Origin of the sequence: Nonomuraea sp. NPDC049419 (assembly GCF_040676995.1) — a bacterium.
In the GTDB taxonomy this organism is placed as follows: Bacteria; Actinomycetota; Actinomycetes; order Streptosporangiales; family Streptosporangiaceae; genus Nonomuraea; species Nonomuraea salmonea.
On sequence record NZ_JBFAQB010000019.1, the window covers coordinates 166,617 to 191,102 of the forward strand.

The 24,486-nt window shown below is 72.4% G+C and carries 15 protein-coding genes and 1 pseudogene; 10 read left to right on the plus strand and 6 right to left on the minus strand.

Annotated features, from left to right (window positions below; all coding sequences use genetic code 11):
* Nucleotides 1–11 precede the first annotated feature (11 nt).
* The 3 genes from AB0K12_RS38515 to AB0K12_RS38525 all read left to right on the plus strand — a co-directional run bounded on the left by AB0K12_RS38515 (nucleotide 12) and on the right by AB0K12_RS38525 (nucleotide 2,483).
* A complete protein-coding gene (locus tag AB0K12_RS38515) occupies nucleotides 12–656 on the plus strand; it encodes a response regulator transcription factor (RefSeq protein ID WP_364572399.1) in 645 nt (214 codons plus the stop codon).
* Nucleotides 657–750: 94 nt separating this feature from the next.
* Nucleotides 751–1,248, plus strand: a complete 498-nt coding sequence (locus AB0K12_RS38520; protein ID WP_364572401.1) for an ATP-binding protein — start codon at nucleotides 751–753, stop codon at nucleotides 1,246–1,248.
* A 98-nt stretch (nucleotides 1,249–1,346) separates the two neighbouring features.
* On the plus strand, nucleotides 1,347–2,483 hold the full coding sequence (locus AB0K12_RS38525) for a PAS domain-containing protein (protein ID WP_364572403.1): 1,137 nt from the start codon (nucleotides 1,347–1,349) through the stop codon (nucleotides 2,481–2,483).
* A gap of 125 nt (nucleotides 2,484–2,608) precedes the next feature.
* On the opposite strand, the gene AB0K12_RS38530 is transcribed toward AB0K12_RS38525, so the two are convergent.
* Entirely contained in the window at nucleotides 2,609–3,817 is a 1,209-nt protein-coding gene (locus tag AB0K12_RS38530; protein ID WP_364572405.1) for an acetate kinase, read from the minus strand.
* Entirely contained in the window at nucleotides 3,793–6,096 is a 2,304-nt protein-coding gene (locus AB0K12_RS38535; RefSeq protein WP_364572407.1) for a phosphoketolase family protein, read from the minus strand. The genes AB0K12_RS38530 and AB0K12_RS38535 overlap by 25 nt, the downstream gene beginning before the upstream one ends.
* A 182-nt stretch (nucleotides 6,097–6,278) precedes the next feature.
* Here AB0K12_RS38535 and pgi point away from each other — a divergent pair, with 182 nt between their 5' ends.
* From pgi to AB0K12_RS38550, 3 genes and pseudogenes are all read left to right on the plus strand, one after another.
* Entirely contained in the window at nucleotides 6,279–7,910 is a 1,632-nt protein-coding gene (gene pgi / locus AB0K12_RS38540; RefSeq protein ID WP_364572409.1) for a glucose-6-phosphate isomerase, read from the plus strand.
* Nucleotide 7,911: 1 nt separating this feature from the next.
* Nucleotides 7,912–9,381 carry a glucose-6-phosphate dehydrogenase gene (gene zwf, locus AB0K12_RS38545; RefSeq protein WP_364572411.1) on the plus strand — a complete coding sequence of 490 codons (1,470 nt, stop codon included), beginning with the start codon at nucleotides 7,912–7,914 and terminating at the stop codon, nucleotides 9,379–9,381.
* A 76-nt stretch (nucleotides 9,382–9,457) separates the two neighbouring features.
* Nucleotides 9,458–9,730, plus strand: a pseudogene (locus tag AB0K12_RS38550) (transposase); the annotation flags it as partial.
* 69 nt (nucleotides 9,731–9,799) lie between these two features.
* Here the strand turns inward: AB0K12_RS38550 and AB0K12_RS38555 are convergent.
* Complete coding sequence (locus tag AB0K12_RS38555) at nucleotides 9,800–10,297, minus strand: hypothetical protein (RefSeq protein ID WP_364572413.1); 498 nt, start codon at nucleotides 10,295–10,297, stop codon at nucleotides 9,800–9,802.
* 393 nt (nucleotides 10,298–10,690) lie between these two features.
* On the opposite strand from AB0K12_RS38555, the gene AB0K12_RS38560 reads away from it, so the two are divergent.
* Nucleotides 10,691–11,263, plus strand: a complete 573-nt coding sequence (locus tag AB0K12_RS38560; RefSeq protein ID WP_364572431.1) for a LysE family translocator — start codon at nucleotides 10,691–10,693, stop codon at nucleotides 11,261–11,263.
* Nucleotides 11,264–11,354: 91 nt separating this feature from the next.
* On the opposite strand, the gene AB0K12_RS38565 is transcribed toward AB0K12_RS38560, so the two are convergent.
* From AB0K12_RS38565 to pulA, 3 genes are all read right to left on the minus strand, one after another.
* Nucleotides 11,355–12,077: a VIT1/CCC1 transporter family protein gene (locus AB0K12_RS38565; protein WP_364572415.1), complete on the minus strand. Its 723-nt coding sequence runs from the start codon at nucleotides 12,075–12,077 to the stop codon at nucleotides 11,355–11,357.
* A 703-nt stretch (nucleotides 12,078–12,780) separates the two neighbouring features.
* Nucleotides 12,781–13,368 carry a hypothetical protein gene (locus AB0K12_RS38570; protein WP_364572417.1) on the minus strand — a complete coding sequence of 196 codons (588 nt, stop codon included), beginning with the start codon at nucleotides 13,366–13,368 and terminating at the stop codon, nucleotides 12,781–12,783.
* A gap of 202 nt (nucleotides 13,369–13,570) precedes the next feature.
* Nucleotides 13,571–16,213 (minus strand): pullulanase-type alpha-1,6-glucosidase, encoded by a 2,643-nt coding sequence (gene pulA / locus AB0K12_RS38575; RefSeq protein WP_364572419.1) that lies wholly within the window; start codon nucleotides 16,211–16,213, stop codon nucleotides 13,571–13,573.
* A 173-nt stretch (nucleotides 16,214–16,386) separates the two neighbouring features.
* Between pulA and AB0K12_RS38580 the strand changes: the two genes are divergently transcribed.
* From AB0K12_RS38580 to AB0K12_RS38590, 3 genes are all read left to right on the plus strand, one after another.
* Nucleotides 16,387–18,780, plus strand: a complete 2,394-nt coding sequence (locus AB0K12_RS38580) for a hypothetical protein (protein ID WP_364572421.1) — start codon at nucleotides 16,387–16,389, stop codon at nucleotides 18,778–18,780.
* Nucleotides 18,781–18,838: 58 nt separating this feature from the next.
* Complete coding sequence (locus tag AB0K12_RS38585) at nucleotides 18,839–20,944, plus strand: hypothetical protein (protein WP_364572423.1); 2,106 nt, start codon at nucleotides 18,839–18,841, stop codon at nucleotides 20,942–20,944.
* Between the two features lie 63 nt (nucleotides 20,945–21,007).
* The gene (locus tag AB0K12_RS38590) at nucleotides 21,008–24,400 is read left to right on the plus strand and encodes a phosphodiester glycosidase family protein (RefSeq protein ID WP_364572425.1); all 3,393 of its coding nucleotides are present in this window, start codon (nucleotides 21,008–21,010) and stop codon (nucleotides 24,398–24,400) included.
* Nucleotides 24,401–24,486 lie beyond the last annotated feature (86 nt).

Genomic DNA, 24,486 nt, shown 5'->3' on the forward strand with positions numbered 1-24,486 from the left:
GGGACCTCACCATGCCGCCCCCTCCTCCGATCCGGCTGGTTCTCGTGGAAGACCACGCGATGGTCGCGGAGGCCATCGGTCTCGCCCTCGGCCGCGCGCCCGACATCCAGGTGGTGGCCCAGGCCGGCACCGTCGCGCAGGCGCTCGCCGAGACCGGCAGGTGCCGCCCCGACGTCGTCGTGCTCGACCGGCGGCTGCCCGACGGCGACGGCATCGCGGCCATCGGCCGGCTGACCGCGCTCGCGCCCAAGGCCCGCGTGCTCGTGCTGACCGGCGAGGCGAGCGCCGCCGTGGCGGCCCGGGTGGTGGCCGCCGGTGGTGCCGGGCTGGTGGTGAAGTCGTCCCGGCTCGGCGAGCTGGAGTCGGCGGTGCGCGAGGTGGCCGCGGGCGGGGTGGTGTTCGCGCCAGGGTTGCTGCCCGGCGTGTTCGACCGGCTGACGGGGCGCGCGGGTCACGTGGGGGCGGCGCTGACCGCGCGCGAGCGGGAGACGTTGCTGCTGCTCGCCGAGGGGGTCAGCACCGACGAGCTGAGCGACCGGCTGGGGGTCGCCCGTAACACCGCGCGCAACCACGTCCAGCATGTGCTGGAGAAGCTGGGGGCGCGGTCCAAGCTGGAGGCGGTGGCGTTCGCGCGGCGGGACGGGCTGCTCGACTGATGCGGCTGCACCAGGTCACGTCCCACATACGTACCAGGCGGCCTGGGGTGCCTGCGTCTCGTGACCGGCCGCCGCGCTCCACGAAAGTAGAGGCGTGGAACGTTCGGAGGCCGGGACATACCAGGTGAACACCCCATTGCCGGAGGAGATGGCCAGCATCACGGAGGCGCGCAGGCTGGCCCGCGAGGCCCTGGTGACGTGCGGCTTCCAGGGGCGGCACGAGGACGTCCTGCTGGTGGTGTCCGAACTGGTGACCAACGCGCTCGTGCACGGCGACGGCTCGCCCGTGCTGCGCGTGCGGGGGAGCGCCGACCGGGTGCGGATCGAGGTCGGCGACGCGGGTGCCGGGGTGCCGCGGACGCGCGAACCCGGGCCGGCCAGCGGGTGGGGGCTGCACATCGTACGGCTGCTGTCGGCCGGGTGGGGCATCTCACCCGCGGGCCCCGATCACCTGGGTGGCCCGCCAGGGTGCGGCGGTCCCTGCGGCGGTCCCGCGGGGGGTGTAAGCGGCGGTCTCAGTGGCGGGAAGGTCGTGTGGTGCGAGCTCGTCGCGGGCCTCGCCGGCGTCCGAGCGCGCACCTCAGAGGCTTGATCGGCGGAGCATGACCGGCAGGGCGTGATCGGCTTTGGCGTCGCGAGCCGCGCGTGAGAAGGTGCGGTATGCCCGAGCATGACCCGTCGCCGGATGTCATGAGCCAGCTTGTCCAGAGCATCCGCGATCCCGCCATCCTCATGCTCGACCCGCACGGCGTCGTCCTCAGCTGGAACGCCGGCGCCGAGCGCATCACCGGCTACACCGCGGGCGAGGCCGTCGGCGCCCACATCTCCCTGTCGTACCCGCCCGCCGGGGTCGCGGCAGGCGACCCCGCCCGCGCTTTGGCGGCGGCCGCCTCCGGGGGCCGCTGGGAGGAGGAGTGCTGGCGGGTCCGTAAGGACGGCACCTGCTTCTGGGCCGGCGTCGCCATCACCGCCTTGCGCGACGCGGCGGGCGCCTTGCGCGGCTTCGGCGAGGTGACCCACGACCTGACCACCCACCGCACCCCCGCCGGGCCGCCCGGCGAGCGCCCGAGCAAGGGGCCCGCCATCGCGGCGGCCGGCGAGCGCGACCTGACCGAGCGGCGTGTCGCCGACACCGCGGCCGGTGAAGGTGAGCTGGGCGAGTGGCGCGCCGCCGCCGGGGCGGGCGGCGAGCGTGAGCTGCTGGTGTCGCGGCTGGCGCAGGCGCGGGAGCGGGAGCGGCGGCGGATCGCCTCCGGGGTGCACGACGACACCATCCAGTCCATGGTGGCCGTCGGGATGCGGCTGCGGTCCTGGGGTGCGAGCCTGCCGGCCGAGCAGGCGGCCACCGTTCGGGCGCTCGACGACGACGTCAACGCCGCCGTGCTGCGTCTGCGCGACCTCGCCTTCGCCCTGCGCCCGCCCGCCGACGGCCTGGTGGACAGCCTGGCCGGCTACCTCGAGCGGACCATGCCCGCCGCGCGCCTCACCTACGAGCTGCGCCACGACCTCGACGCAGAGCCGCCCGACGAGACCGTGCTCGCCGTCTACCGCATCTGCCAGGAGGCGCTGACCAACGTCCGCAGGCACGCCGCCGCCCGGCACGTCACCGTCGGGCTGCGCTCGCTGGGCGCGGGCGTGCACGTACGCGTCCGCGACGACGGCGCCGGCCTGTCCCCGGCCGCCACCGAGCCCGGCCACTTCGGGCTGATCGAGATGCGCGAACGCGCCGAAACGGCCGGCGGCTGGTGGACGATCCTCGGCCCGCCCGGGGCGGGCACGACGGTCGAGTTCTGGATCCCCACCCCACCACCGGCCGGCCACGGCTGACCTCCCGCGTCCCTGCCGCGACCGAAGCCGCCGTCCTGGACCCGCCGTCCTGGACCCGCCGTCCTGGACCCGCCGTCGCCCCCGATCAGAGCTGGCGTTCCGGACACCCTCGCCGCCGCCCCCGATCAGGGTTGAGCGGAATCCCCGCCGCCGTTGATGAGGGCGTTCGCCTGGCGGGCGATCTCCCATTCCTCGTCCGTCGGGATGACCAGCGCGGCGACCTCCGCCCCTTCACCCGAGACGGCGCGTTCGGCGTCCGAAGGGGCCTCGTTGCGCTCCCGGTCCAGGGTGATGCCGAGGCGGGCGAGGCCGGTCAGGGATTCTGCGCGGGTGGCGGGGTCGTTCTCGCCGACGCCGCCGGTGAAGACGACGGCGTCCACGCGGCCGAGCAGGGCGTAGTAGGCGCCGACGTACTTGCGGATGCGGCGGGTGTAGACGGCGAGGGCCAGGAGCGCGTCCTCGGCCCCGGCCCTGGCGCGGGCGCGTACCTCGCGCATGTCGCTCGACCCGGCCAGGGCGAGCAGGCCGCCCGCGTGGCCGAGCGCGTTCTCGGCGCTCTCGGCGTCCAGGCCGTCCACGCGCGCCAGGTAGCCGGGCAGTGCCGGGTCCACGTCGCCTGAGCGGGTGCCCATCACCAGCCCTTCCAGCGGCGTCAGGCCCATCGAGGTGTCGACGCTGCGCCCGTTCGAGATGGCCGTGGCGCTGGCGCCGTTCCCCAGATGCAGCACGATCAGGTTCAGATCGGGCAGGTCGCGGCCGAGGAAGGCGGCGGCGCGGCGGGAGACGTACGCGCAAGAGGTGCCGTGGAAGCCGAACCGCCGCACCCCGAGCCGCTCCCGCCACTCGCGCGGCACCGCGTACGTGTACGCCTCGGGAGGCAGCGTCAGCTGGAACGCCGTGTCGAACACCGCCACCTGCGGCACAGGAGGGAACGCCGCCCGCGCCACCCTGATCCCGGCCAGGTTGACCGGATTGTGCAGCGGCGCGAGCGGCGCCAGCTCCTCGATGGCCGCGATCACCCCGTCGTCCACCACGACGGCCCGGTCGAACCGGGCGCCGCCGTGCACCACCCGATGCCCGACCGCGACGGGATCGAGCGCGGGACCGGCGGCCGCGAACGCCTCCATCATCGCGGCCAGCCCCTCGTCGTGACCGGGAAAGGGCCGCTCCCGCACGTACGGGGGGCCGTCGCCGTGATGGTGGGTGAGCCGGCCGCGCTCCTCGCCGATGCGCTCCACCAGCCCCCTGGCCGGGCGCTCCCGGCTGTCCACGTCCACCAGCTCGTACTTGATGGACGAGGAACCGGTGTTCAGGACGAGAATGTGTCCGGCCATGTCCACGACCTGATCTCCGCCGGATCCTCGCCGTGCTCCCGCGTGTACGCGCGGGCCCGCAGCCGCTCGTCGCTCATCAGCTGGCGCAGGTGCGCCGCCTTGCTGCCGAGGCCGGGCACCCGGTCGATGACGTCCATGACCAGGTGGAAGCGGTCGATGTCGTTGAGCATGCACATGTCGAACGGCGTCGTCGTCGTGCCCTCCTCCTTGTAACCGCGCACGTGGATGTTGTCGTGCCCGTGGCGGCGGTAGGTGAGCTGGTGGATCAGCGACGGGTAGCCGTGGAAGTTGAAGATCACCGGCCGGTCCACGGTGAACAGCGTGTCGAACTCGGCGTCCGGCATGCCGTGCGGATGCTCCGACTCCGGCTGCAGCCGCATCAGGTCCACCACGTTGACGACGCGGACCTTCAGCTCGGGCAGGTGCTCCCGCAGCAGCGCGGCCGCGGCCAGCGTCTCCAGGGTCGGTACGTCGCCCGCGCAGGCCAGCACGACGTCGGGCTCGCTGCCCTCGTCGCTGGAGGCCCACGTCAGGATGCCCAGGCCGCGCGTGTTGTGCGCGATGGCCTCGTCCATCGTGAACAGGTCGAGCACCGGCTGCTTGCCCGCGACGATCACGTTGACGTAGTCGCGCGAGCGCAGGCAGTGGTTCCCGACCGACAGCAGCGTGTTGGCGTCCGGCGGCAGGTAGACCCGCACCACCGACGCCTTCTTGTTGACGACGACGTCGAGGAAGCCGGGGTCCTGGTGGCTGAAGCCGTTGTGGTCCTGCCGCCACACGTGCGACGACAGCAGGTACGTCAGCGACGCCACCGGCCGCCGCCACGGGATCTTCTGCGACGACTGCAGCCACTTGGCGTGCTGGTTGAACATGGAGTCCACGATGTGGATGAACGCCTCGTAGCAGTTGAACAGCCCGTGCCTGCCGGTCAGCAGGTAGCCCTCCAGCCAGCCCTGGCACAGGTGCTCGCTCAGCACCTCCATGACGCGGCCGCCGGCGCAGAGGTTCTCGTCGGTGGGCAGCGTCTCGGCGTTCCACGCCCGGTCGGTCACCTCGAACACCGACGACAGCCGGTTCGACGCCGTCTCGTCCGGCCCCATGAGCCGGAACGTCTTCGGGTTGGCCGCGATCACGTCGCGCAGCAGCCCGCCGAGCACCCGCGTCGGCTCGCTCGACTGCGTGGCCGGCGCCTTGACCTCGACAGCGAGGCGGCGGAAGTCGGGCAGCCGCAGCGGTTCGAGCAGCTCGCCGCCGTTGGCGTGCGGGTTGGCGCTCATCCTGCGCTCACCGCGCGGCACCGTCTCCAGGATCGTCCCGACCGGCTTTCCGTCCGCGCCGAACAGCTCCTCCGGCCGGTACGACCGCATCCACTCCTCCAGGAGCGCCAGGTGCGTGGCGTTCTCGCGGACCTTGGCCAGCGGCACCTGGTGCGACCGCCACGTGCCCTCGACCGGCAGCCCGTCGACCTCGCGCGGGCCCGTCCAGCCCTTCGGCGTGCGCAGGATGATCATCGGCAGCCGGCCGGCGTCGCCCGCCTTGTACGCCGCCAGCTCGTCGAACGCGGTGTCCAGCGTGCCCGCCATCTCCTCGTGGTCGGGGCCCACCAGGTGGGGGCGGTAGCCGTACCCCTCCATGAGCTTGATCAGTTCGTCCGTCGGGATGCGGGCGAGGACCGTCGGGTTGGCGATCTTGTAGCCGTTCAGGTGCAGGATGGGCAGCACCGTCCCGTCGCGGCGGCGGTCGAGGAACTTGTTGGAGTGCCAGCTCCCGGCCAGCGGGCCCGTCTCGGCCTCGCCGTCGCCGATGATGCAGGCCACGACCAGGTCGGGGTTGTCGAAGGCGGCGCCGTACGCGTGCGCCAGCGCGTACCCCAGCTCGCCGCCCTCGTGGATCGAGCCCGGCGTCTCCGGCGCGACGTGGCTCGGCACCCCGCCGGGGAAGGAGAACTGCCTGAACAGCCGGCGCATGCCCGTCACGTCCTGCGACACGTCGGGATAGCGCTCGGAGTACGACCCCTCCAGCCAGGCGTGCGCCACCGCGGAGGGACCGCCGTGACCGGGCCCCGCGATGTAGATCATGTCCTGGTCCCGCTCGCGGATCACCCGGTTGAGGTGGGCGAAGCAGAAGTTCAGGCCCGGCGTCGTCCCCCAGTGGCCGAGCAGCCGCGGCTTGATGTGCTCCGGCCGTAGCGGCTCGGTGAGCAGCGGATTGTCCAGCAGGTAGATCTGCCCGACGGACAGGTAGTTCGCCGCCCGCCAGTACGCGTCTATATGGTCCATGCCCCTGCTGCTTCCACCACAGGATTGCCGCAATCCCCCTGGAACGCGAATTCCACTGAGCTGCTAAAGACTCCGCTCCGCCATGCGCGGAATCAACCGCGCGGGGTACACGGTTACGGGACGATGGGACCAGGCATGATCGGCTTGGCGCCACGAGGTTTGGCGACATGAGGAGGCAAAGCGTGAACGGCGACATCACCCAGAGCCAGGAGTGGGCGGCCCTGGGCAAGCACCACGAAGAGCTGGCGGGCAGGCACCTGCGCGAGCTGTTCGCGGACGACCCGGGCCGGGCCGGGCGCATGACGGTGACCGCCGGCGACCTCTATCTCGACTACGCCAAGCACCGCGCGACGCAGGAGACGTTCGACCTGCTCACGGCGCTGGCCGAGCGGGCCGGGCTGCGCGAGCGCATCGACGCCATGTTCCGCGGCGACCACATCAACGTCAGCGAGGACCGCGCGGTCCTCCACGGCGCGCTGCGCCTGCCGCGCAGCGCCGAGCTGGTCGTCGACGGGCAGGACGTCGTGGCCGACGTGCACGCCGTGCTCGACAAGATGAGCGGCTTCGCCGACCGGGTCAGGTCCAAGGAGTGGAAGGGCGCCACCGGCAGGCCCATCGAGACCGTCGTCAACATCGGCATCGGCGGCTCCGACCTCGGCCCCGCGATGGCCTACGAGGCGCTGCGCGACTACGCCGACGCCGGCATCACCGCCCGCTTCGTCTCCAACATCGACCCGGCCGACATCACCGGCAACCTCGCCGGCCTCGACCCGGCCACCACGCTGTTCGTGGTCAGCTCCAAGACCTTCACCACGCTCGAGACCCTCACCAACGCCAGGGTCGCGCGCCGCTGGCTGGTCGAGGCGCTCGGCGAGGAGGCCGTGGCCAAGCACTTCGTGGCCGTCTCCACCAACGCGGCGAAGGTCGAGGAGTTCGGCATCGACACCGCCAACATGTTCGGCTTCTGGGACTGGGTGGGCGGCCGCTACTCCTACGACGGCGCCATCGGCCTGTCCCTGATGATCACCATCGGGCCCGAGCGCTTCCGCGAGATGCTCGACGGCTTCCACACCATCGACGAGCACTTCCGCACCGCGCCGTTCAAGGCGAACATGCCGGTGCTGATGGCCCTGCTCGGCATCTGGTACACCGACTTCTTCGGCGCCGAGACCCGCGCCGTGCTGCCCTACAGCCAGCGGCTGCACCGCTTCCCCGCCTACCTCCAGCAGCTCACGATGGAGTCCAACGGCAAGTCCGTACGCGCCGACGGCGCCCCCGTCACCGCCACCACCGGCGAGATCTTCTGGGGCGAGCCAGGCACCAACGGCCAGCACGCCTTCTACCAGCTGCTCCACCAGGGCACTCGGCTCGTTCCCGCCGACTTCATCGGCTTCGCCGAGCCCCACGAAGACCGCGAGGGCATGCACGACCAGCTCACCGCCAACCTGCTGGCCCAGACCTCCGCGCTGGCCTTCGGCAAGACCGCCGACGAGATCGCGGCCGAGGGCACCGCGCCCGAGATCGTGCCCCACAAGGTGATGCCCGGCAACCGGCCCACCTCCACGATCCTCGCGCCCAAGCTCACCCCGTCCACGCTCGGCCAGCTCGTCGCCCTCTACGAGCACATCGTGTTCGTCGAGGGCACCATCTGGGGCATCGACTCCTTCGACCAGTGGGGGGTCGAGCTGGGCAAGAAGATGGCGCTCGACCTCGCGCCCGCGCTGATCTCCGACGCCCCGCCCACCTCCTTCCCCGACCCCTCCACCGAACAACTCATCCGCCGCTACCGCGCGCTGCGCGGAAGGCGCGTCTGACATGAACGCCACGGGGGAGCCCGCGACACCGGCCCCGACCGCCACGGGGGAGCCCGCGACATCGGCCCCGGCCGCCACGGCGGGCGCGGTTTCAGGCGAGGAGCCCGGTGCGGCGGGGGCGCTGGTGCTGTTCGGCATCACCGGCGACCTCGCCCGCAAGATGCTGCTGCCGGCCCTCTACCGCCTGGCCGCCGACGGCCGGCTCGACCTGCCGATCATCGGTGTCGCCAGGACCGACCTCGACCTCGACGGGCTGCGCGAGCACGCCCGCGAGGCGTGCGGTGGGCCGCGTGACGCCGCGTTCGACAGGCTGGCCGGCAACCTGCGGCTCGTCGCAGGCGACTACCGCGACCCCGGCACCTTCACCCGGCTGGCCGACGAGGTCCGGGGCAAGGGCTTCCTCGTCCACTACCTCGCCGTGCCGCCCGCCCTGTTCGCCCCCGTCGCCGAGGGGCTGGCCGGGGCGGGCCTCAACCACGACGCGCGGCTGGTCGTGGAGAAACCGTTCGGCCACGACCTCGGCTCGGCCCGCGCGCTCAACGACCAGCTGCTCCAGCACTTCGACGAAGACCACCTGCGCCGGGTCGACCACTTCCTCGGCAAGGAGCCGGTTGAGGACCTCCTGGTCTTCAGGTTCGCCAACATGCTGCTCGAGCCCATCTGGAACCGCTCCTACATCCGCAGCATCCAGATCACCATGGCCGAAGACTTCGACGTACGCGACCGGGGCGCCTTCTACGACGCCAACGGCACCGTCCGCGACGTCGTCCAAAACCACCTGCTGCAGCTCCTCGCCCTCCTCGCGATGGACCCGCCGCCGTCCACCGACGCCCGGGCCACGCTCGACGAGAAGTGGCGGGTGCTGCGGGCGGTGCAGACCATCGACCCGGCCGACGTCGTACGCGGCCAATACACCGGCTACCTCGGCACCGACGGCGTGCGCCCCGGCTCCACCACCGAGACCTACGTCGCCCTGCGCGCCTACATCGACAACTGGCGCTGGGCCGGCGTGCCCTGGTGCATCCGCTCGGGCAAGGCGCTGCCCACCACCGACCTCGAGGTCGTCGCCGAGCTGCGCCGCCCGCCGGTCACCATGTTCAGCGACGCCCACGCACCCGGCAGCCCCAACCTCATCCGCTTCCGCCTGCAACCCGACGCGGGCGTCACCTTCGACCTCCTGGCCAAGGAGCCCGGCAAGCAACACACCCGCCCGGTGCCCGTCAGCGTCGACTTCACCAAAGAGCTCGGCCCGATGGACGCCGCCTACGAACGCATCCTCGCCGACGCGGTCAGCGGCGACCCTCGCAGGTTCGCCAGGTTCGACCTGGTGGAGGAGTCCTGGCGCATCGTCCAGCCCCTCCTCGACCTGCCGGAGCCACCCTTGCCGTACGACCCCGGCACCTGGGGCCCCGCACCGGCGGAGGACATCGCCCCTGGCGGCTGGCACAAGATCTCCACCACCTTTGACTGACAACCCACGACGCGACACCGCGCACGGGCACCCCGTGCGCTGACCGTCTGCGCGCTGACCGTCTGCGCGAGGACCGCATGAAGCCCTGCAACGCGCACGCCAGAGGCAAAGCACCGACGAATGGCAGCAACGCTACGCCCACAGGGCAGGCGTGGAGGGCACCATCGCCCAAGGCGTCAAAGGCTTTGGCCTGCGGCGGTGCCGCTATCACCGGACGGCCAAGACCCATCTCCAGCACATTCTTATCGCCGCGGCGATGAACCTCACCAGGCTCGACGCCTGGCTCACCGGAACGCCGCTGGCCCCGACCCGCACCTCGTGCTTCGCCGCCCTGCGCCTGGTGGCGTGAGAGGGTGTCTTCCATCCCGGCGATCTTGGTTAGAGCGCAAAAGACCAGCACGCGAGCGGCCCCGCCGTGTCAGTAGCAGCGCATGTCCGTCCAGGTATCGTCGTACATGCCGTCCAGGTCGATGATCACTGAGTTTGTGACGGAGGCGCCATCCACGGGGGTGCCGGGCTCGTCGAACAGTATGAAGGCCACTACCTCGTAGTCGCAGACGTCTCCGTCGGGATCTTCGATCTTCGCCTGGCGGTAGTGGTTCAGCACCTCTTGCACGGGCCGCTCGGTGGAGAGCTCGAAGCGGATGGTGTACCAGCAGTCGCCGGAGTCGCCGCTCACCTCGACTTGCGGGTCGAAGTACCCGAAGTCTGTTCCGGATGGCAGCGGATACGCCTGGATGCGGCCCACCATGCGCGCCAGCCGGTGGTCATTGATCCACACCGGTGCCATGACGATCGCCGCGAGCAGCAAGAGCGGCACTGATAGCAAGGCCAGGCAGCCGCTTCGGCGAGCCAATCGTGAATGTCTGGACTTCTGCGGTGGTGCGGGTGCGGGCGGGTCCCGGGGGATCGACATGGATCACATGATCGCGCCCTGCTTGCCCGGCGTGCACCTCCCAACGCAGGAGCCGCCCCGTGATCACAAACGTGACCACGGGGCGGCTCCTGTTCGGCCTGCTTCGCCAACGGTGTCTCGCATGAAGGCGGGGCCCGTTCTGACCTCCCCTCCCGAGGGCCGGTGAGGCCGGGTTCGTTCCTCGGCGCCCGGTGAGGTGGGTCCCGTCGCCTTCCGACGGTTGGTGATACTGGCTTCCCTTCCCGAGGGTTGGTGAAGCCGGCCTCATCGGTCCGAGGCCGGTGAAGGCGGCTCGGCAGCGGGTGGGGGCTGTTGGAGGGGAGGTCGTAGGGTGGGCGGGTGACGGCTTTGGGGCAGGTTGTGGCTTTTGGTGGTGTGGTGGTGCTCGGCGCGATGTCGCCTGGGCCTGACTTCGCGGTGGTCGTGCGGCGTTCGGCCGTTTCCGGTCGCGTGCACGGGATGGCCGCCGCTTCCGGGGTCGCGGTGGGTGTCTTCGCCTGGGTGGTCGCCGCAGCCACCGGGGTGGCCGCGCTGCTCGCGGCGTCCGCCGCCGCCTTCACCGTCGTCAAGGTGGTCGGCGCGGCCTACCTGCTCTATCTCGGCGTACGGTCGCTGCTCGCGGCCTGGCGCGGTGGCGGCACCCTGCGGCTGGACGTCCCGGATGCGGGCAGGCGGGGGCCGGGGGCCGCGTTCATGGAGGGCTTCCTGACCAACGTGCTCAACCCGAAGGCCGCCCTGTTCTTCGTGGCGCTGGTGCCGCAGTTTCTCGGAGCCGGGGCGCCGGTGGTGGCTCTCTCGGCGGCGGCGCTGGTTGCGACGGTCGCCTGGTTCCTGGTGGTGGCCAACGTGGTGGGAGCCCTGCGCAAACTGTTCGCCCGTCCGAACGTACGCCGCGCGGTGGACGCCCTGACCGGCGTGGCCCTGGTGGCTCTGGGCCTCAAACTCGCCACCTCCACCCGCCCCTGACCACCCAACGCGAACGCGCGGTGTGGTGTGTTCGCGCGTTCGCGACTTGCGGGGGCGGTGTCGTTCGCCCAGCCTGTACGGTTCCTGCGCGTCAGGCGATGGTGACGCCCAGGAGGTGGCCCAGGCCGAAGGTGACCGTGGCGGCGCCTACACCCAGGGCGAGCTGGCGGAGGCCGCCCAGCCACCACGGACGGGCCGTCAGGACCGCCACGACGGCGCCGAAGCCGAACAGGGCGACCATGCTCACCACCAGGGCCACCAGCAGCCCGGACGCCCCGAACAGGAACGGTGCCAGCGGCACCAATGCGCCGGCGGCGAAGGCGCAGAACGACGAGCCGGCGGCCACGTACGGGGACGGCAGATCGTCGGGGTCCACGCCGAGTTCCTCGCGGACGTGCACCCGCAGCGCCTGCTCGGGGTCGGCGGACAGTCCGTCGGCCACCCGTTCGGCCAGCTCGGCGTCGAGGCCCCGCGAACGGTAGAGCGCCACCAGCTCGGCGCGCTCGCCGACCGGGTTGCGGGCGAGCTCGCGGCGCTCGACCGCGATCTCCGCCCGCATCAGCTCGGTCTGGGACTTCACGGACGTGTACTCGCCGGCCGCCATCGAGCACGCACCGGCGAACAGCCCCGCGAACCCGGCCAGCACCGCCCCCTGCCCGGCCCCCGCCGCGCCGACCACTCCGGCGATCAGCGCGAAGTTGGACACGAGCCCATCCATCGCCCCGAACACCGCCGGCCGCAGCCATCCACCGGTCACGTCGCGGTGGGTGTGGTGCTGCTCGGGAGAGTGCGGACGAGCGAGCTCGATCGTCATACGTTTTCCTCCGATTTAGGATCTCTCATGAAAAATGTGGCATATGCTCCACAAGATCCGCAACGAAGGCGAGCCTTGCCTGACCTGCGGTGTTGACGGGCTTTTCGGCATTCTGTGCTCGCCCGGTCATGGACGGTGACGCCGCCGTAACCGTCCCTCAGCGACCGCTCCAACCGCCCGTCGGCGACCGGGTGCAACCGTGCATCGGCGATCGGGTTCAACCGTCCGTCGGTGACGGACGGCCCTGCGAAAGGCATCCGATGCTCAGTGGCTGTGGGCGGGCATCACAGAGCTCGCCGAGGGAGTGCACGTGTGCCGATTCGCTTGAGAAGAGGGTCAGTCAGCGGCAGAACCCCACGAGCTGATCGGGGATCGGCAGAACTCGTCCGAGGTGTGACGTGAGCCGCGGCGATCGCGTGATCCTCGGCTGTTCTCACGAACTCCGAATGATCACGCGATGAGCGCCATGCGGCCGCAACACCTCAAGATGACGTCGTCCGGCTGGAGAATTGGCGACGCACCCACGTTCTCCCGATGTTGTCGTTGAGTCCGGCGCCGACCCAGTTCTGGTCGCCGTGCCGCCAGCCTTACTCCAGGCAGGGCCGCGGCCAGATGTCGGGCACGGGGTGACGCCCCCGCACCCGAAGAACCCCGCACCCGAAGAACCTCCCCACCCGAAGAACGAGGCTGGGGCCCTGACGTGTCAGGCGTGAGCCGGGGTCAGGGTCGAAGCCTCGGTCGTGGCGGGATGGATGAGGGTGGCGCACTCCTCGATGGTCTCCTCCAGCAGCCTGCGGAGCAGGGCGTCCGGGTCCGGGATGCAGGCCTGGACGATGCCGACCACCGCCAGCTGCACCGCGTTCGGGGCGGCGTAGCGGCGGAAACCCTTCTCCGTGATGCGGGCGGCGCGGCTGAAGCGGCGGGCCTGTTCGGCAGCGTGCGGGACCTCGGCCATCGCGCGGCGGCTGCGCTCGCTCATCCGTCCGGACGGCGCCCCGTCGAGGCGGGCGAGCATCTCCTCGGCCGCGAGCACCGAGACGGCCAGGGCGAGCTGGCGTTCGGCGGCGGCGACCGGCAGGGCGGTGGTGGCGCAGCGCAGCGCGATGTGCGCGTCCACGCGCAGGTCGTCGCTGTTCAGGCCGATGATGGACGGGACGAGATGGACGAGCTTGGCCCGGTTCTCGTCGTCGGTGTTGTCGTTGACGAGCCTGGCGAGCGCGGCCAGCAGCGGATGTGTGCAGGCCGGGTGGTCGCTCCAGCGCTCGCCGGCCAGGTAGGAGGCGAGTTCCATGAAGCAGGCACCGCGTTTCGGGTTGCGATGCCTGCCACGGGAAAGGACCGGCAGGTGATCAAGGTGATTGTCCACGGGTGCTCCACTGCTCCACGCGATCGCCGTCTATCCAGTCTGCGCCGTCGTGCGGCTCAATGCCAGTGATGCGATGAACGTTCCCTCTACCCCGTACGGCCACACTCCAACGCGGACGAACCACCCTTTACGGCTCCACGAAGACGGCGACCGTGCGGGCCGGAATGGTCAGCGTCCCGGTGGAGGGGTCGTACGACGACGACCGTACGACCGGATCGGCCGACTCCGCCTGGACGGGATGGAGCGTCACGGGCGAACCGGCGGCCTGGGCCTGAGGTGCCGGCGTGGCGTTGAAGACCACCGTGACCGACCGCCACCGCTCGTCCAGGCCCGAGGTGTCGATGCACATCGTGATCACCCCTTCGGCGGACCCGGGGAACGTCAGCCGCCGCCGCACCTCCTCGGCCGTCCCGAGCGCGAAGGCCGGCGTCGAGGACCGGATCCGCAGCAGCTCGCCGACCATGGCGCGGGCGGCCCTGATGTCGGCGGGACCGGGCCGCAGGGAAGGGTCGGCGAGTAGCGGGCGGGCGTACGGCCAGCGGGCCTCGTTGTCGCGCCGCGGCGGCAGCCCGGCGCCGAAGCCGTTGCCCTGCGCGCAGTCCCACAGCAGCCGGTTGAACCAGTCGCCGGAGTCGTAGGAGTTGCGGTCGAGCGACTTCGAGCGCAGCCGTTCGCTGCCCGCGTGCAGGAACGCCATGCCCTGCGCCAGCAGCACCACGGCCAGCGACAGCACCTGCATGCGCACCCGGTCGGCCATCGGCGTGCCCTGCGGCAGCTTGTACGCAAGCGCGTCGTACAGGGTCTCGTTGTCGTGGGCGTCCACGTACGCGACCGCCTCGCCCGGCGCGGCGGTGTATCCGGCGGGCATGCCGTTGTACCAGATCTCCGAGCCCGCCCGCCCGGACGGCAGCACGTAACCGGCCAGGGCGCCGGTGAGCCCGATCCTGATGAGCTCGCAGGAGCGGGCCAGCCGCTCGCGCTGCTGGTCGGGGCCGCCGTTGACGGGGGCGCCGTTCGGCGCGCCGGCCAGGCCCGAGCCGAAGCCCTGCACGCGCGGGTCGGCGTCGAAGGGGGCGCCGCCGCGCACCGCGTCGCGCAGCCGGTCGTTGAACGTCGCGATGCCGGTGCCCGCCAGGTTGGCCTGGGTGGCCTGCACGAACCTGGCGTCACCGGCCACCTCCCCGAAGCTCCACCCCTCCCCGTACAGGATGATCGACTTCCCGTCGACCCCGTCGGCGGCGGGCGTGAGCGCGTCGAGCGCGCGGCGGACGGCGAGCAGGTTGGACTTCGGGTGGTGGCCCATGAGGTCGAAGCGGAAGCCGTCGACGCGGTAGTGGCGGGCCCAGGTGACGACCGAGTCGACGACGAGCTTGCCCATCATGAGGTGCTCGGGGGCGGTGTTGGCGCAGCAGGTGGAGGTGGCGAGTGAGCCGTCGTCGAGCAGCCGGTGGTAGTAGCCGGGCACGACGGGGTCGAGCACGGCGGTGGAGTGGGTGTGGTTGTAGACGACGTCCATGACGACGCGCAGCCCCGCCTCGTGCAGCGCGGCCACCATGGCGCGGAACTCGCGGACGCGGGCGTCCGGATCGGTCGCGTACGAACCCTCCGGCACCGTGTAGTGCAGCGGGTCGTAGCCCCAGTTGTAGGAGTCGGTGCCTGCGGTGCGGGCCACGATCTCCTGCTGCCGCTCGGAGTCGGGCGGCAGCGCGGCCAGCTCGCCGGCGGGAGGCTCGGTACGGTCCTCGCGCCGTTCGGGGATGGTCGCCACGTCGAACACCGGCAGCAGGTGCACGTGCGTGACCCCGTCGGCGGCCAGGGCACGCAGCTCGCGCGTGCCGTCGGAGTCGAGGGCGAAGGCCGCGTACGTGCCGCGCAGCTCCTCCGGCACGGTCGGGTCGGCGGCGGAGAAGTCGCGGACGTGCAGCTCGTAGACCACCGCCCGGTGCTGCGGCACCGGCGGCGGCGCGGCGTGCCGGTCCCAGCCGGGCGGTTTGAGCGCCGCCCTGGTCAGGCAGATGATCCTGCTGCGCCGGCCGTCGGCGGTGACGTCCACGCCGTACGGGTCGGTGACCTCGTTCGTCACCACCGCCCCCGCATCGGGCGAGTAGACGGTCACCAGGTACGTGTACTCCAGCCCCCACCACGCGGGCGGCCCGTGCACCGTCCACACGCCGGTCTCGTCGTCGCGCCGCATGCGGTGCACCCGCCGCCCCGTGGGGCCGTACAGGGCCAGCTCGACCTTCCGCGCGGTCGGCGCCCACACCGCGAGCTTCGGGAACATCTTCCCCGACGGCCCCAGCACGGCGCCTGCGGCGGCCGCGTACAGGTCGTCGAGGACGCCGGGCAGCTGCACGCCGGTCACGGCCTCGACCCGGCCCTCGGGATCGCGCCGCACGGCCACCACCTGGCCGCGCAGCGCCTCAGGGACGAGGTCGGCGTCCTGCGGATCCACCTTGTACGCCGGATGCCCGGCCAGGTGCGGCCACCTGACGCGCTGCTGCCCGGTGAGCCTGCCCGGCATCAGCCGGATCAGGCAGGCCCCGCAGTCCTGCTCGCCGTGGCCCCACGGCACGTCGCCGGGGTGGAAGACCAGGAACGCGCCCTCCTGGCAGGCCGGCTCGCCTGGCCACACCACGGTGTCGCGGTCGATCCAGTGGGCCCTGGCCTCGCCGAGGCACCCGTGGTCCCCCTCGGCAGGGCGCTCCCGTGGCGCTTCCCTGTCGTCGCGTCTGCCAATGATGTCTCTCAGGCTCTCCGCCCCCTCGCCCATCGGGCACCCCCGCACCCCCGTACGGACGCCTCAGCGTCCTCGTTCCCACCTGAGCGGCGGTGAAGCGAAGCGCCCCGGAATACTCCTCTTTGCCATGTTTGCCGCAGCGTGACCACGACCGCGAACACGACGAGTATTTGACCAATAACAGTAAGTGATTAGATGCTGGGTTGGTGGACGGTTTTCTCGACGAGACCTGCGGCGGTGTGACCGAGCTGCGCGTGCACGGCGTCTCGGGCACGCCGCCGTCGGTCATCCTCGCCCATCCTCGCCCCAGGCTCGTCGCCGGCGACGGCACCACGGGGTTCTATCGCCGCTGGTGGGAGGGCGGGCCGCCGTCCGGAGGCCACGCTGACGTGCCGGGTGTGCGTCACCGCGAGGCCTATGCCTGGGGCAACCTCACCTCCGGTGGCCGGGCCATCGCGCTGTGGCTGCTCCTGCTGCCGTTCTCGCTCGCCAACCTGGCCTACTTCATGCTCCCGAGGCCCGCCGGGGCCAGGCGGCTGCGGCACGTGACCGAGGCGGGGCAGCGGCTGTTCGCGCTGCTGCTCACCGGCACGCTGGTCGGCGCGGTCACCCGGGCCGGCGTCGATCTCATCGGCTGGCAGTGCACTGCCGCAGGACGGGCCTGCGCCGCCGACGCCGCGCCCGTCTGGGTGCGGTGGCTCGCCGTCCTCTGGGGCGACGAGCCGTCCCGGCGGCTGGCGGTCACGTCGCTGCTGCCGCTGGCGATCGTGGTCCTGCTGTGGTGGCTCGCCCGGCGCACGTGGCGCCGCGACGAGAACACCCGCCCCCCGGACGGTCCGGCGGCCCCGCCCGCGGCCGGCGTCCCGGCCCCCCGCACCCAGACGGACGACACCCCACCCCCCGCGCCGGCCTCGGCGGAGCAGCCGGGCGGCGTGCGGGTGGAGGAGCGGCCGGAGGGTGGCGGGCAGCCGAGTACGGGGGAGCGGCCGGGTGGTGGCGTGCGGCCCAGCGGCGGGGTGCTGTTGGGGAGGCCGAGGCTGTGGCATGGCGGGGCGCCGGTGTGGCGGCTGCGGGTGGTGCATGTGGCCTTCGCCGTCGCGTCCATCGGGGTGGCGGTGGTGGCGCCGTTCGCCGGTGCGGCCGTGGGGCTCGTGCTGACCGTCGCCAATGCGGCGATCCTGGTCGCCGCCGCCGTGCTGGTGACGTTGCCGTGCATCGCCCGCCGGGTCGATCCGCAGGCGGGGCGGCCTACACCGGTCCTGCTCGACGCCTCGTGCCGGGCGTTGCGGGTGGCGGCGCCGGTGGTGTTCCTCGCCACGGCCGGCGCCGCGCTGGCGGGTCTGGAGCCGGGTGACGGTGGCACGCTCGCCTGGCAGCTCCCCGGCGTCGGCATTGGAGCGTTCCAGTACGCCCTCACCGTCGGCCTCGGGCTGTTCCTCCTGATCACCACCTTCGCCCTGGCCCGCGCCGCCAAGGACGAGGAGGGCGGGCCGCGGGCGATGGCCGGGATGGCGGCCTGGTTCGTGCTCATGGTGGCCGTGGGCGCCGCGAACGTGCTGGCGCTCGGCCTGCTGTTCTGGACCGCCGCGTTCTTCGGCGTCCCCGGCACCGCCGCAGAGCCGGGCCCGCTGGAGCGGGCGCTGCTGATCGACGACTCCGCCTGGTGGACGGCGGCCCTGGTGCCGCTGCTCGCGTTCGGCCTCCTCGCGCTGGCGGGCGTGCTGTGGCTGATCAGGAAGGCGGCGGCGGCCCGGCTGGCGCCCGCGCTGAAGCCCTACTACGGCGAGCGCGACGACGCGGAGACGGTCGCGAGCGCGTGGGCGCTGGCCGCGCTCACCGACCGGGCCGGGCTGGTGCTCGGCGTGCTCACCGCGCTCGGCGCGGCCGGGTCGGCGGTGGTGACCGTGCTGCACCGGCTCGGCCCCTTCACCCCAGGAGGCGGCGTCTCGGGCATGCTCGCCTCGGCGGGCGGCTGGGTCATGGTGGCGGCCGTGGTGACGCTGGTGCTGGTCGGGCGGCGTACGTACAGCGACGCCCGGCTGCGCAGGACGATCGGCATCCTGTGGGACATCGCCACGTTCTGGCCGCGCGCCATCCACCCGCTCGCGCCGCCCTGCTACACCGAGCGGGTCGTGCCCGAGCTGGTCGCCAGGGTCCGCAGGCTGGCCGCGAAGGACGGCGACCAGGTCGTGCTGTCGGGGCACAGCCAGGGCAGCGTCATCGCCGCCGCCGTGGTGCTGCAGCTCGATCCGGATACCCGGCGGCGCGTGCGGCTGCTCACGCACGGCTCGCCGCTGCGCCGCCTGTACGCCGCCTACTTCCCCGCCTACTTCGGCGACAGGGAACTGACGGCGGTACGCGAGGCGGTGACGTGGCGCAACCTCTACCGCCTCAGCGACCCCATCGGCGGCCCCGCCTTCCGCCGCGTCGACCCCCTGGCGGGCGGCGAGCAGGACGCCGTCGACCTGTTCTGCTGGGACCCGCGCAGGCCCGGCCCCGGCGAGCCGCTCCCCGAGACCCGCCGGCACACCGCCTACTGGCTGGATCCGCTCTACGACGAGGCCCTGACCAGGCTCATCACCGTCGAGCGCGCCGTCTGACGGTCCCGCACTGTAGGGTGTCCCGCGGTCTGGAGTCGGTGAGCCATGGGGGCTGACGGTGCGGTGGGTGCTTTTCCTGGTGGTGCTGTTCGCGGGGTTATGGGTCACGCCCCCCGCTGCCGATGCCGCCCCGGAGGGCGGCAGGGTGGCCTTCATCGGCGTGCCGGGGCTGCTCTGGGACGACCTCGACCCGCGTGACACCCCGCGCATGTGGGAGCTGGCCGGGCAGAGCGCGCTCGGGTCGCTCTCGGTCAAGGCCGTCGGCACCGTCACCTGCCCGTACGACGGGTGGCTGAGCGTGTCGGCGGGCGTGCGCCAGGCAGTCAGCCGCCGCTGCGGCCTGCCGCCCGAGCCGATCGCCCAGGGCGCGGGCGCCGTCGTGCCCGAGGTGCCCGAGCTGCGCGCCACCACCAACGGCATGTACGCCGGCGCGCTCGGCGGCGCCGTGCACGCCGCGGGCCACTGCACGGCCGCCGTCGGCAGGGGCGCCGCGGTGGCGCTGGCCGACCAGCAGGGCAGGGTCGACCTCTACGCCTCCGAGCCCGCCGGGCTGTCCGACTGGTCGCGCTGCCGGGTGCTGGCCGTCGACGTCGCCGCGCTCGTGCAGCCGTACCTCGAGGACGGCAGGCTGCCGCAGGAGCCCGAGGCGATCTCGCCCGAGCAGCGCCGCGAGCTGGTCCGCCAGGCCGACGCCGAGGTCGGCGCGGCGCTCGACCGGCTGCCCGCGGACACCGAGGTCGTGCTGGCCGGCATCGGCGACCACGGCTCGGTGCCGCACCTGCGCGCCGTGCTGTGGCGGCGGGCGGGCACCGACGCGGTCACCGGCGAGGCCGGGCCGTCCATCGGGGCCGGCTCGACCATGCGCGACGACCTCGTGGTGCTGCCCGACATCACGCCCACGCTCCTGGGCGCCGCCGGCATCACGCCGCCGTCCGGCGTCGTCGGGGTGCCGTGGCGGCTCGGCGACCCCGTCACGCCCGCCGACCTGGTCAGGGCCGACGTGGCGGGCACCTCCGTACGCGGCATGACCGGCTGGTTCTTCACCGCCTACGCGATCCTCCAGGTGGCCTTCTACGTCGGGGCGTACCTCCTGCTGTCGAAGCGCCGGCGGCTCGGCCTGGTCGGGACCGTCGCGGTCGTGCCGGCCTGCGTGCCCGTCGCGACGTACGCGGTGAACGTGCTGCCGTGGGACCGCAGCCCCTACCCGGTGGCGACGCTGATCGGCGCGGTGCTGGCCATGACGGCCACGATCGCCGCCGTGGCGCTGGTCGGCCCGTGGCGGCGCGACCCGCTCGGCCCGCCCGCCGCGGTCACCGCGATCACCGCGGCCGTGCTCGTGGCCGACCTGCTGACCGGCACGACTTTGCAGTTCAACAGCCTCATGGGCTACACCGCCGTGGTCGGCGGGCGCTTCTACGGCCTGGCGAACATCCCGTTCGCGCTGCTCGTCACCTCCGTGCTCATGTGCTCGGCCATCGCCGCCCAGCACCTCGTCCGCGCCGGGCGGCGGCGCGCGGCCGTGGCGGGGGTGGTGGTGTCCGGCGTGGTGGCGATGCTGCTGGCGGGCTGGCCCGGCGTGGGCAGCGACTTCGGCGGCGTGATCGCGTTCGTGCCGGGCATCGCGGTGACCGCGCTGCTGGTCGCGGGCCGCAAGGTGTCGCTGCTGAAGCTGGCCGGGTTCTGCGTGCTCGGCGGGGTGGCCGTGTCGGTCATCGCCGTCCTCGACCACCTGCGCCCGCCGGCCGCGCAGACGCATCTCGGCAGGTTCGTGGGGATGGTGCTCGACGGCACGTTCCTGCCGATGATCGCGCGCAAGCTGGGCGCCATGCTCAACACCCTGCTCTCGCCCAACCTCATGCCGATCGTCATGGCCGGGCTGATCTTCCTGATCTTCGCCGTGCTGCGGCCCGGCAAGGTGAGCGCGGGCGTGGTGCCGCTGGCGTTCGAGCGGCTGCCGATGCTGCGCGCCGGGCTGCTCGGGGCGCTGGCCAGCGGTGTCGTCGGCATGCTGGTCAACGACTCGGGGACGGCGGTGCTGTCCATGGTGGTGGCGCTGGCGGTGCCGCTGGTGCTGCACGCGGGCGTCCGCCTGCCGGAGCTGGCCGGGCAGGAGGAGGAGCCTCCGGGGGACGCCGTGGGAGAGCGCGTGGCCACCAAGATCTGAAATTTTCTTTTAGTTCATGCCAAAGCCTTGAAAGTTATAACCACGAGCGATTGCATTCGGGGCGTGCAGACCCTCCGATTGCTGGCCGCCGCCGCGCTCGTGTTAGCCCCTGTGGCCATCAGCGCGCCCGCGCAGGCCGATCCCGTCCCTCCCGCAGAGGACGCGTCCCAGGCGTCGTCCTACCCCGCCTCCTCCACGCTGCTGGCCAAGACCGCTGAAGGCCGGCGGCTGGAGACCGCCAAGACCACCCGGCCGGTCGCGCCGGGCATCTCCCTGACCTCCTTCGACACCTTCGACGAGCTCGGCTGGCTGCGTGCCGACGCCGTCACCGCCGACCTCGGCAGCGTCAAGGCCGACTACGTCTTCTCCGGCGAGGTGTCGAAGACCGAGCCGCTGTCCGGCCCGGCCAAGCGCTCGCGCGCGGTCGCGGCCGTCAACGGTGACTTCTTCGACATCAACAACTCCGGCGCCGCCCAGGGCATCGGCGTCCAGAACGGCACGCTCGTCCAGTCGCCGATCGCCGGACACGAGAAGGCCGTCGCGATCTCCGGCGACGGCGTCGGCCGGGTGCTCGCGATGTACTTCGAGGGCACCGCCACCCCCGCCGGCGGCGCGCCGATCACGCTGACCCAGTTCAACCAGATCGTCCAGCGCGACGGCGTCGGGCTGTTCACGCCGCTGTGGGGCTCGTACACGCGGGCCCGCGCCGTCGAGGGCGCCACCGCCGTCGCCGAGGCCGTGCTGGTGGACGGCGTGGTCTCCGAGGTACGCGACGCCGCGGGCAGCGGCCCCATCCCGGCCGGCAGCACGATCCTGCTCGGCCGCGACGCGGGCGCCGCCGCCGTGGCCGCGCTCGAGCCCGGCGACAAGGTGGACGTGAAGTACCAGCCCAAGCCATCCGACGGCAAGTCCGTCAAGGCGGCCGTCGGCGGCAACTGGGTGCTGCTCAAGGACGGCGTCGTGCAGAACTCCACCGACACCGCCGCGCACCCGCGCACAGCGGTCGGCTTCTCCGCCGACGGCAGGAAGATGTACCTGGTCACCGTGGACGGCCGCCAGGCCGACAGCCGCGGCGTCACCCTGAACGAGCTGGCCGCCATGATGAAGGAGCTCGGCGCGGCCGACGCGCTCAACCTCGACGGCGGCGGCTCCTCCACGATGCTGGCCCGCGAGCCCGGCTCCGCCGACGTGCAGGTGGAGAACAGCCCGTCCGACGGCGGCGAGCGCCACGTGCCGAACGGCCTGGCCCTCTACGCGCCCGAGGGCAGCGGCAAGCTCAAGGGCTTCTGGGTCGAGACCGCCTCCGACCCGGCCAAGGCGCCCGGCGCCGCCCCCGTCGGCGGCGGCCGTCCTGACCGCGTCTTCCCCGGCCTGACCAGGAGGCTGACCGCGGCCGGCTACGACGAGACGTACGGCCCCGCCGCCGGCACCCCGTCCTGGCGCGCGAAGCCGGCCGTGCACGGCGTCGTCCGCGACGGCCGCTTCCACGCCCTGCTGCCGGGACAGACCACGGTCACCGCCGCCCGCGGCAAGGCCAAGGGCGAGATCGAGCTGACCGTGCTGCAGCCGCTGGAGCGGCTCGGCGCCACCGCCGACCGGGTCGGCATCGCCGGCCAGGACGGCACGGCCGCCTTCGGCGTCGTCGGCTACGACCGCAACGGCAACTCCGCGCCCATCGAGCCCGCCGACCTCAAGCTCTCCTACGACAAGAACCTCTTCGAGGTCACCGCCGCCGAGCACGGCTACTTCACCGTCAAGGCGCGCCAGGCCACCGGCTCCGGGCTGATCACCGCCAAGGTCGGCGAGCTCAGCACCGCCGTGCCGGTGACCGTCGGGTTCGAGGACAAGCAGGTCGCCGACTTCGAGGACGCCGCGAAGTGGACGTTCGCCGCCGCCCGCGCCACCGGCTCGCTGTCGGCCGCGCCCGGCCACGACGGCGGCGGGCTGAAGCTCTCCTACGACTTCACCACCTCCACCGCCACCAGGGCCGCCTACGCCAGCCCGCCCGGGGAGCTGGTCGTCGAGGGGCAGCCGCAGGCGTTCGGGTTGTGGATCAACTCCACCGGCAAGGGTGAGTGGCCCAGCCTGGAGTTCTACGCCGGGCTCGGGCAGTCGCAGATCCTGCGCGGGCCGTACATGACGTGGACCGGCTGGCGCTACGTCGAGTTCCCGGTGCCGCCGGGCGTCAACTACCCGCTCAAGCTGCGCCGCTTCTACGTCGCCGAGACCAAGGCCGGCGCCTCGTACACCAACGAGATCATGATCGACGGGCTGGTGGCCAAGGTGCCGCCGTCGGTGGAGGCCCCGGCCGCGCCCAAGGTCGCCGACCCGGTGGTCAAGGCGGACGTGGCGGACATGCCGTGGCGGTTCGCGGTCATGTCGGACGCGCAGTTCGTGGCCAGGGACCCGGACAGCGACCTGGTGAAGAACGCGCGGCGTACGCTGCGCGAGATCAAGGCCGCCGAGCCTGACTTCCTGCTCGTCAACGGTGATCTGGTGGACGAGGCGTCGCCGGAGGACTTCGCGCTGGCGAAGAGGATCCTCGACGAGGAACTCGGCGGGACGGTGAAATATCACTACATCCCGGGTAACCACGAGGTGATGGGCGGCCAGATCGACAACTTCAAGGCCGTCTTCGGCGACACGTACCGGACCTTCGACCACAAGGGCACCCGCTTCATCACGCTCGACACCTCGCGCCTGACCCTCAGGGGCGGCGGCTTCGACCAGGTGGCGATGCTGCGCGACCAGCTCGACCAGGCCGCGAAGGACTCCTCGATCGGGTCGGTCGCGGTGCTGTTCCACGTGCCGCCGCGCGACCCCACGCCGGGCAAGGGCAGCCAGCTCGGCGACCGCAAGGAGGCCGCGCTGGTCGAGGACTGGCTGGCCGCCTTCCAGCGCGAGACCGGCAAGGGGGCCGCGTTCATCGGCGGGCACGTCGGGACGTTCCATGCCGAGCACGTGGACGCCGTGCCGTACTTCATCAACGGCAACTCCGGCAAGAACCCCGCCACCGCGCCCGACGACGGCGGCTTCACCGGCTGGTCCCTGTGGGGCGTCGACCCGGTCAGCAAGGCCGAGGCCGAGCTGGTCAGGCGGAGCTGGTTCACCGACGCGCCCACCTGGATCGGCACGCAGGTGCGCCCGCACGTGGACGAGCTGACGCTCACCGCGCCCGCGAGCGTCGCGGTCGGCAGGCCCGCCGCCGTCAGCGCGTCCGTCGTCCAGGACGGCCGGACGGTGCCCGCCGCCTACCCGGTGTCGGTCACCTGGTCGGGCTCGCCCAACCTGCACGTCGGCGGCCGCGCCTCGGCCAAGCCCAGGCACGTCGCCGTCCTCGACCCGGCCACCGGCACGCTCACCGCGCTCCGGCCCGGCCAGGTCACGGTGGCCGTCACCGTCAACGGCGTCACTCGCCAGGCGACGGTGGCCCTGACCGCCAGGGCCGCCGCCTGACAGTGATGATGGAGGTGTGAGCGCTTCCCGTCAGGGTCTGACCCACCGCCTGACTGACCTTGTGGTCCTCAACGGGATCTGTCGGC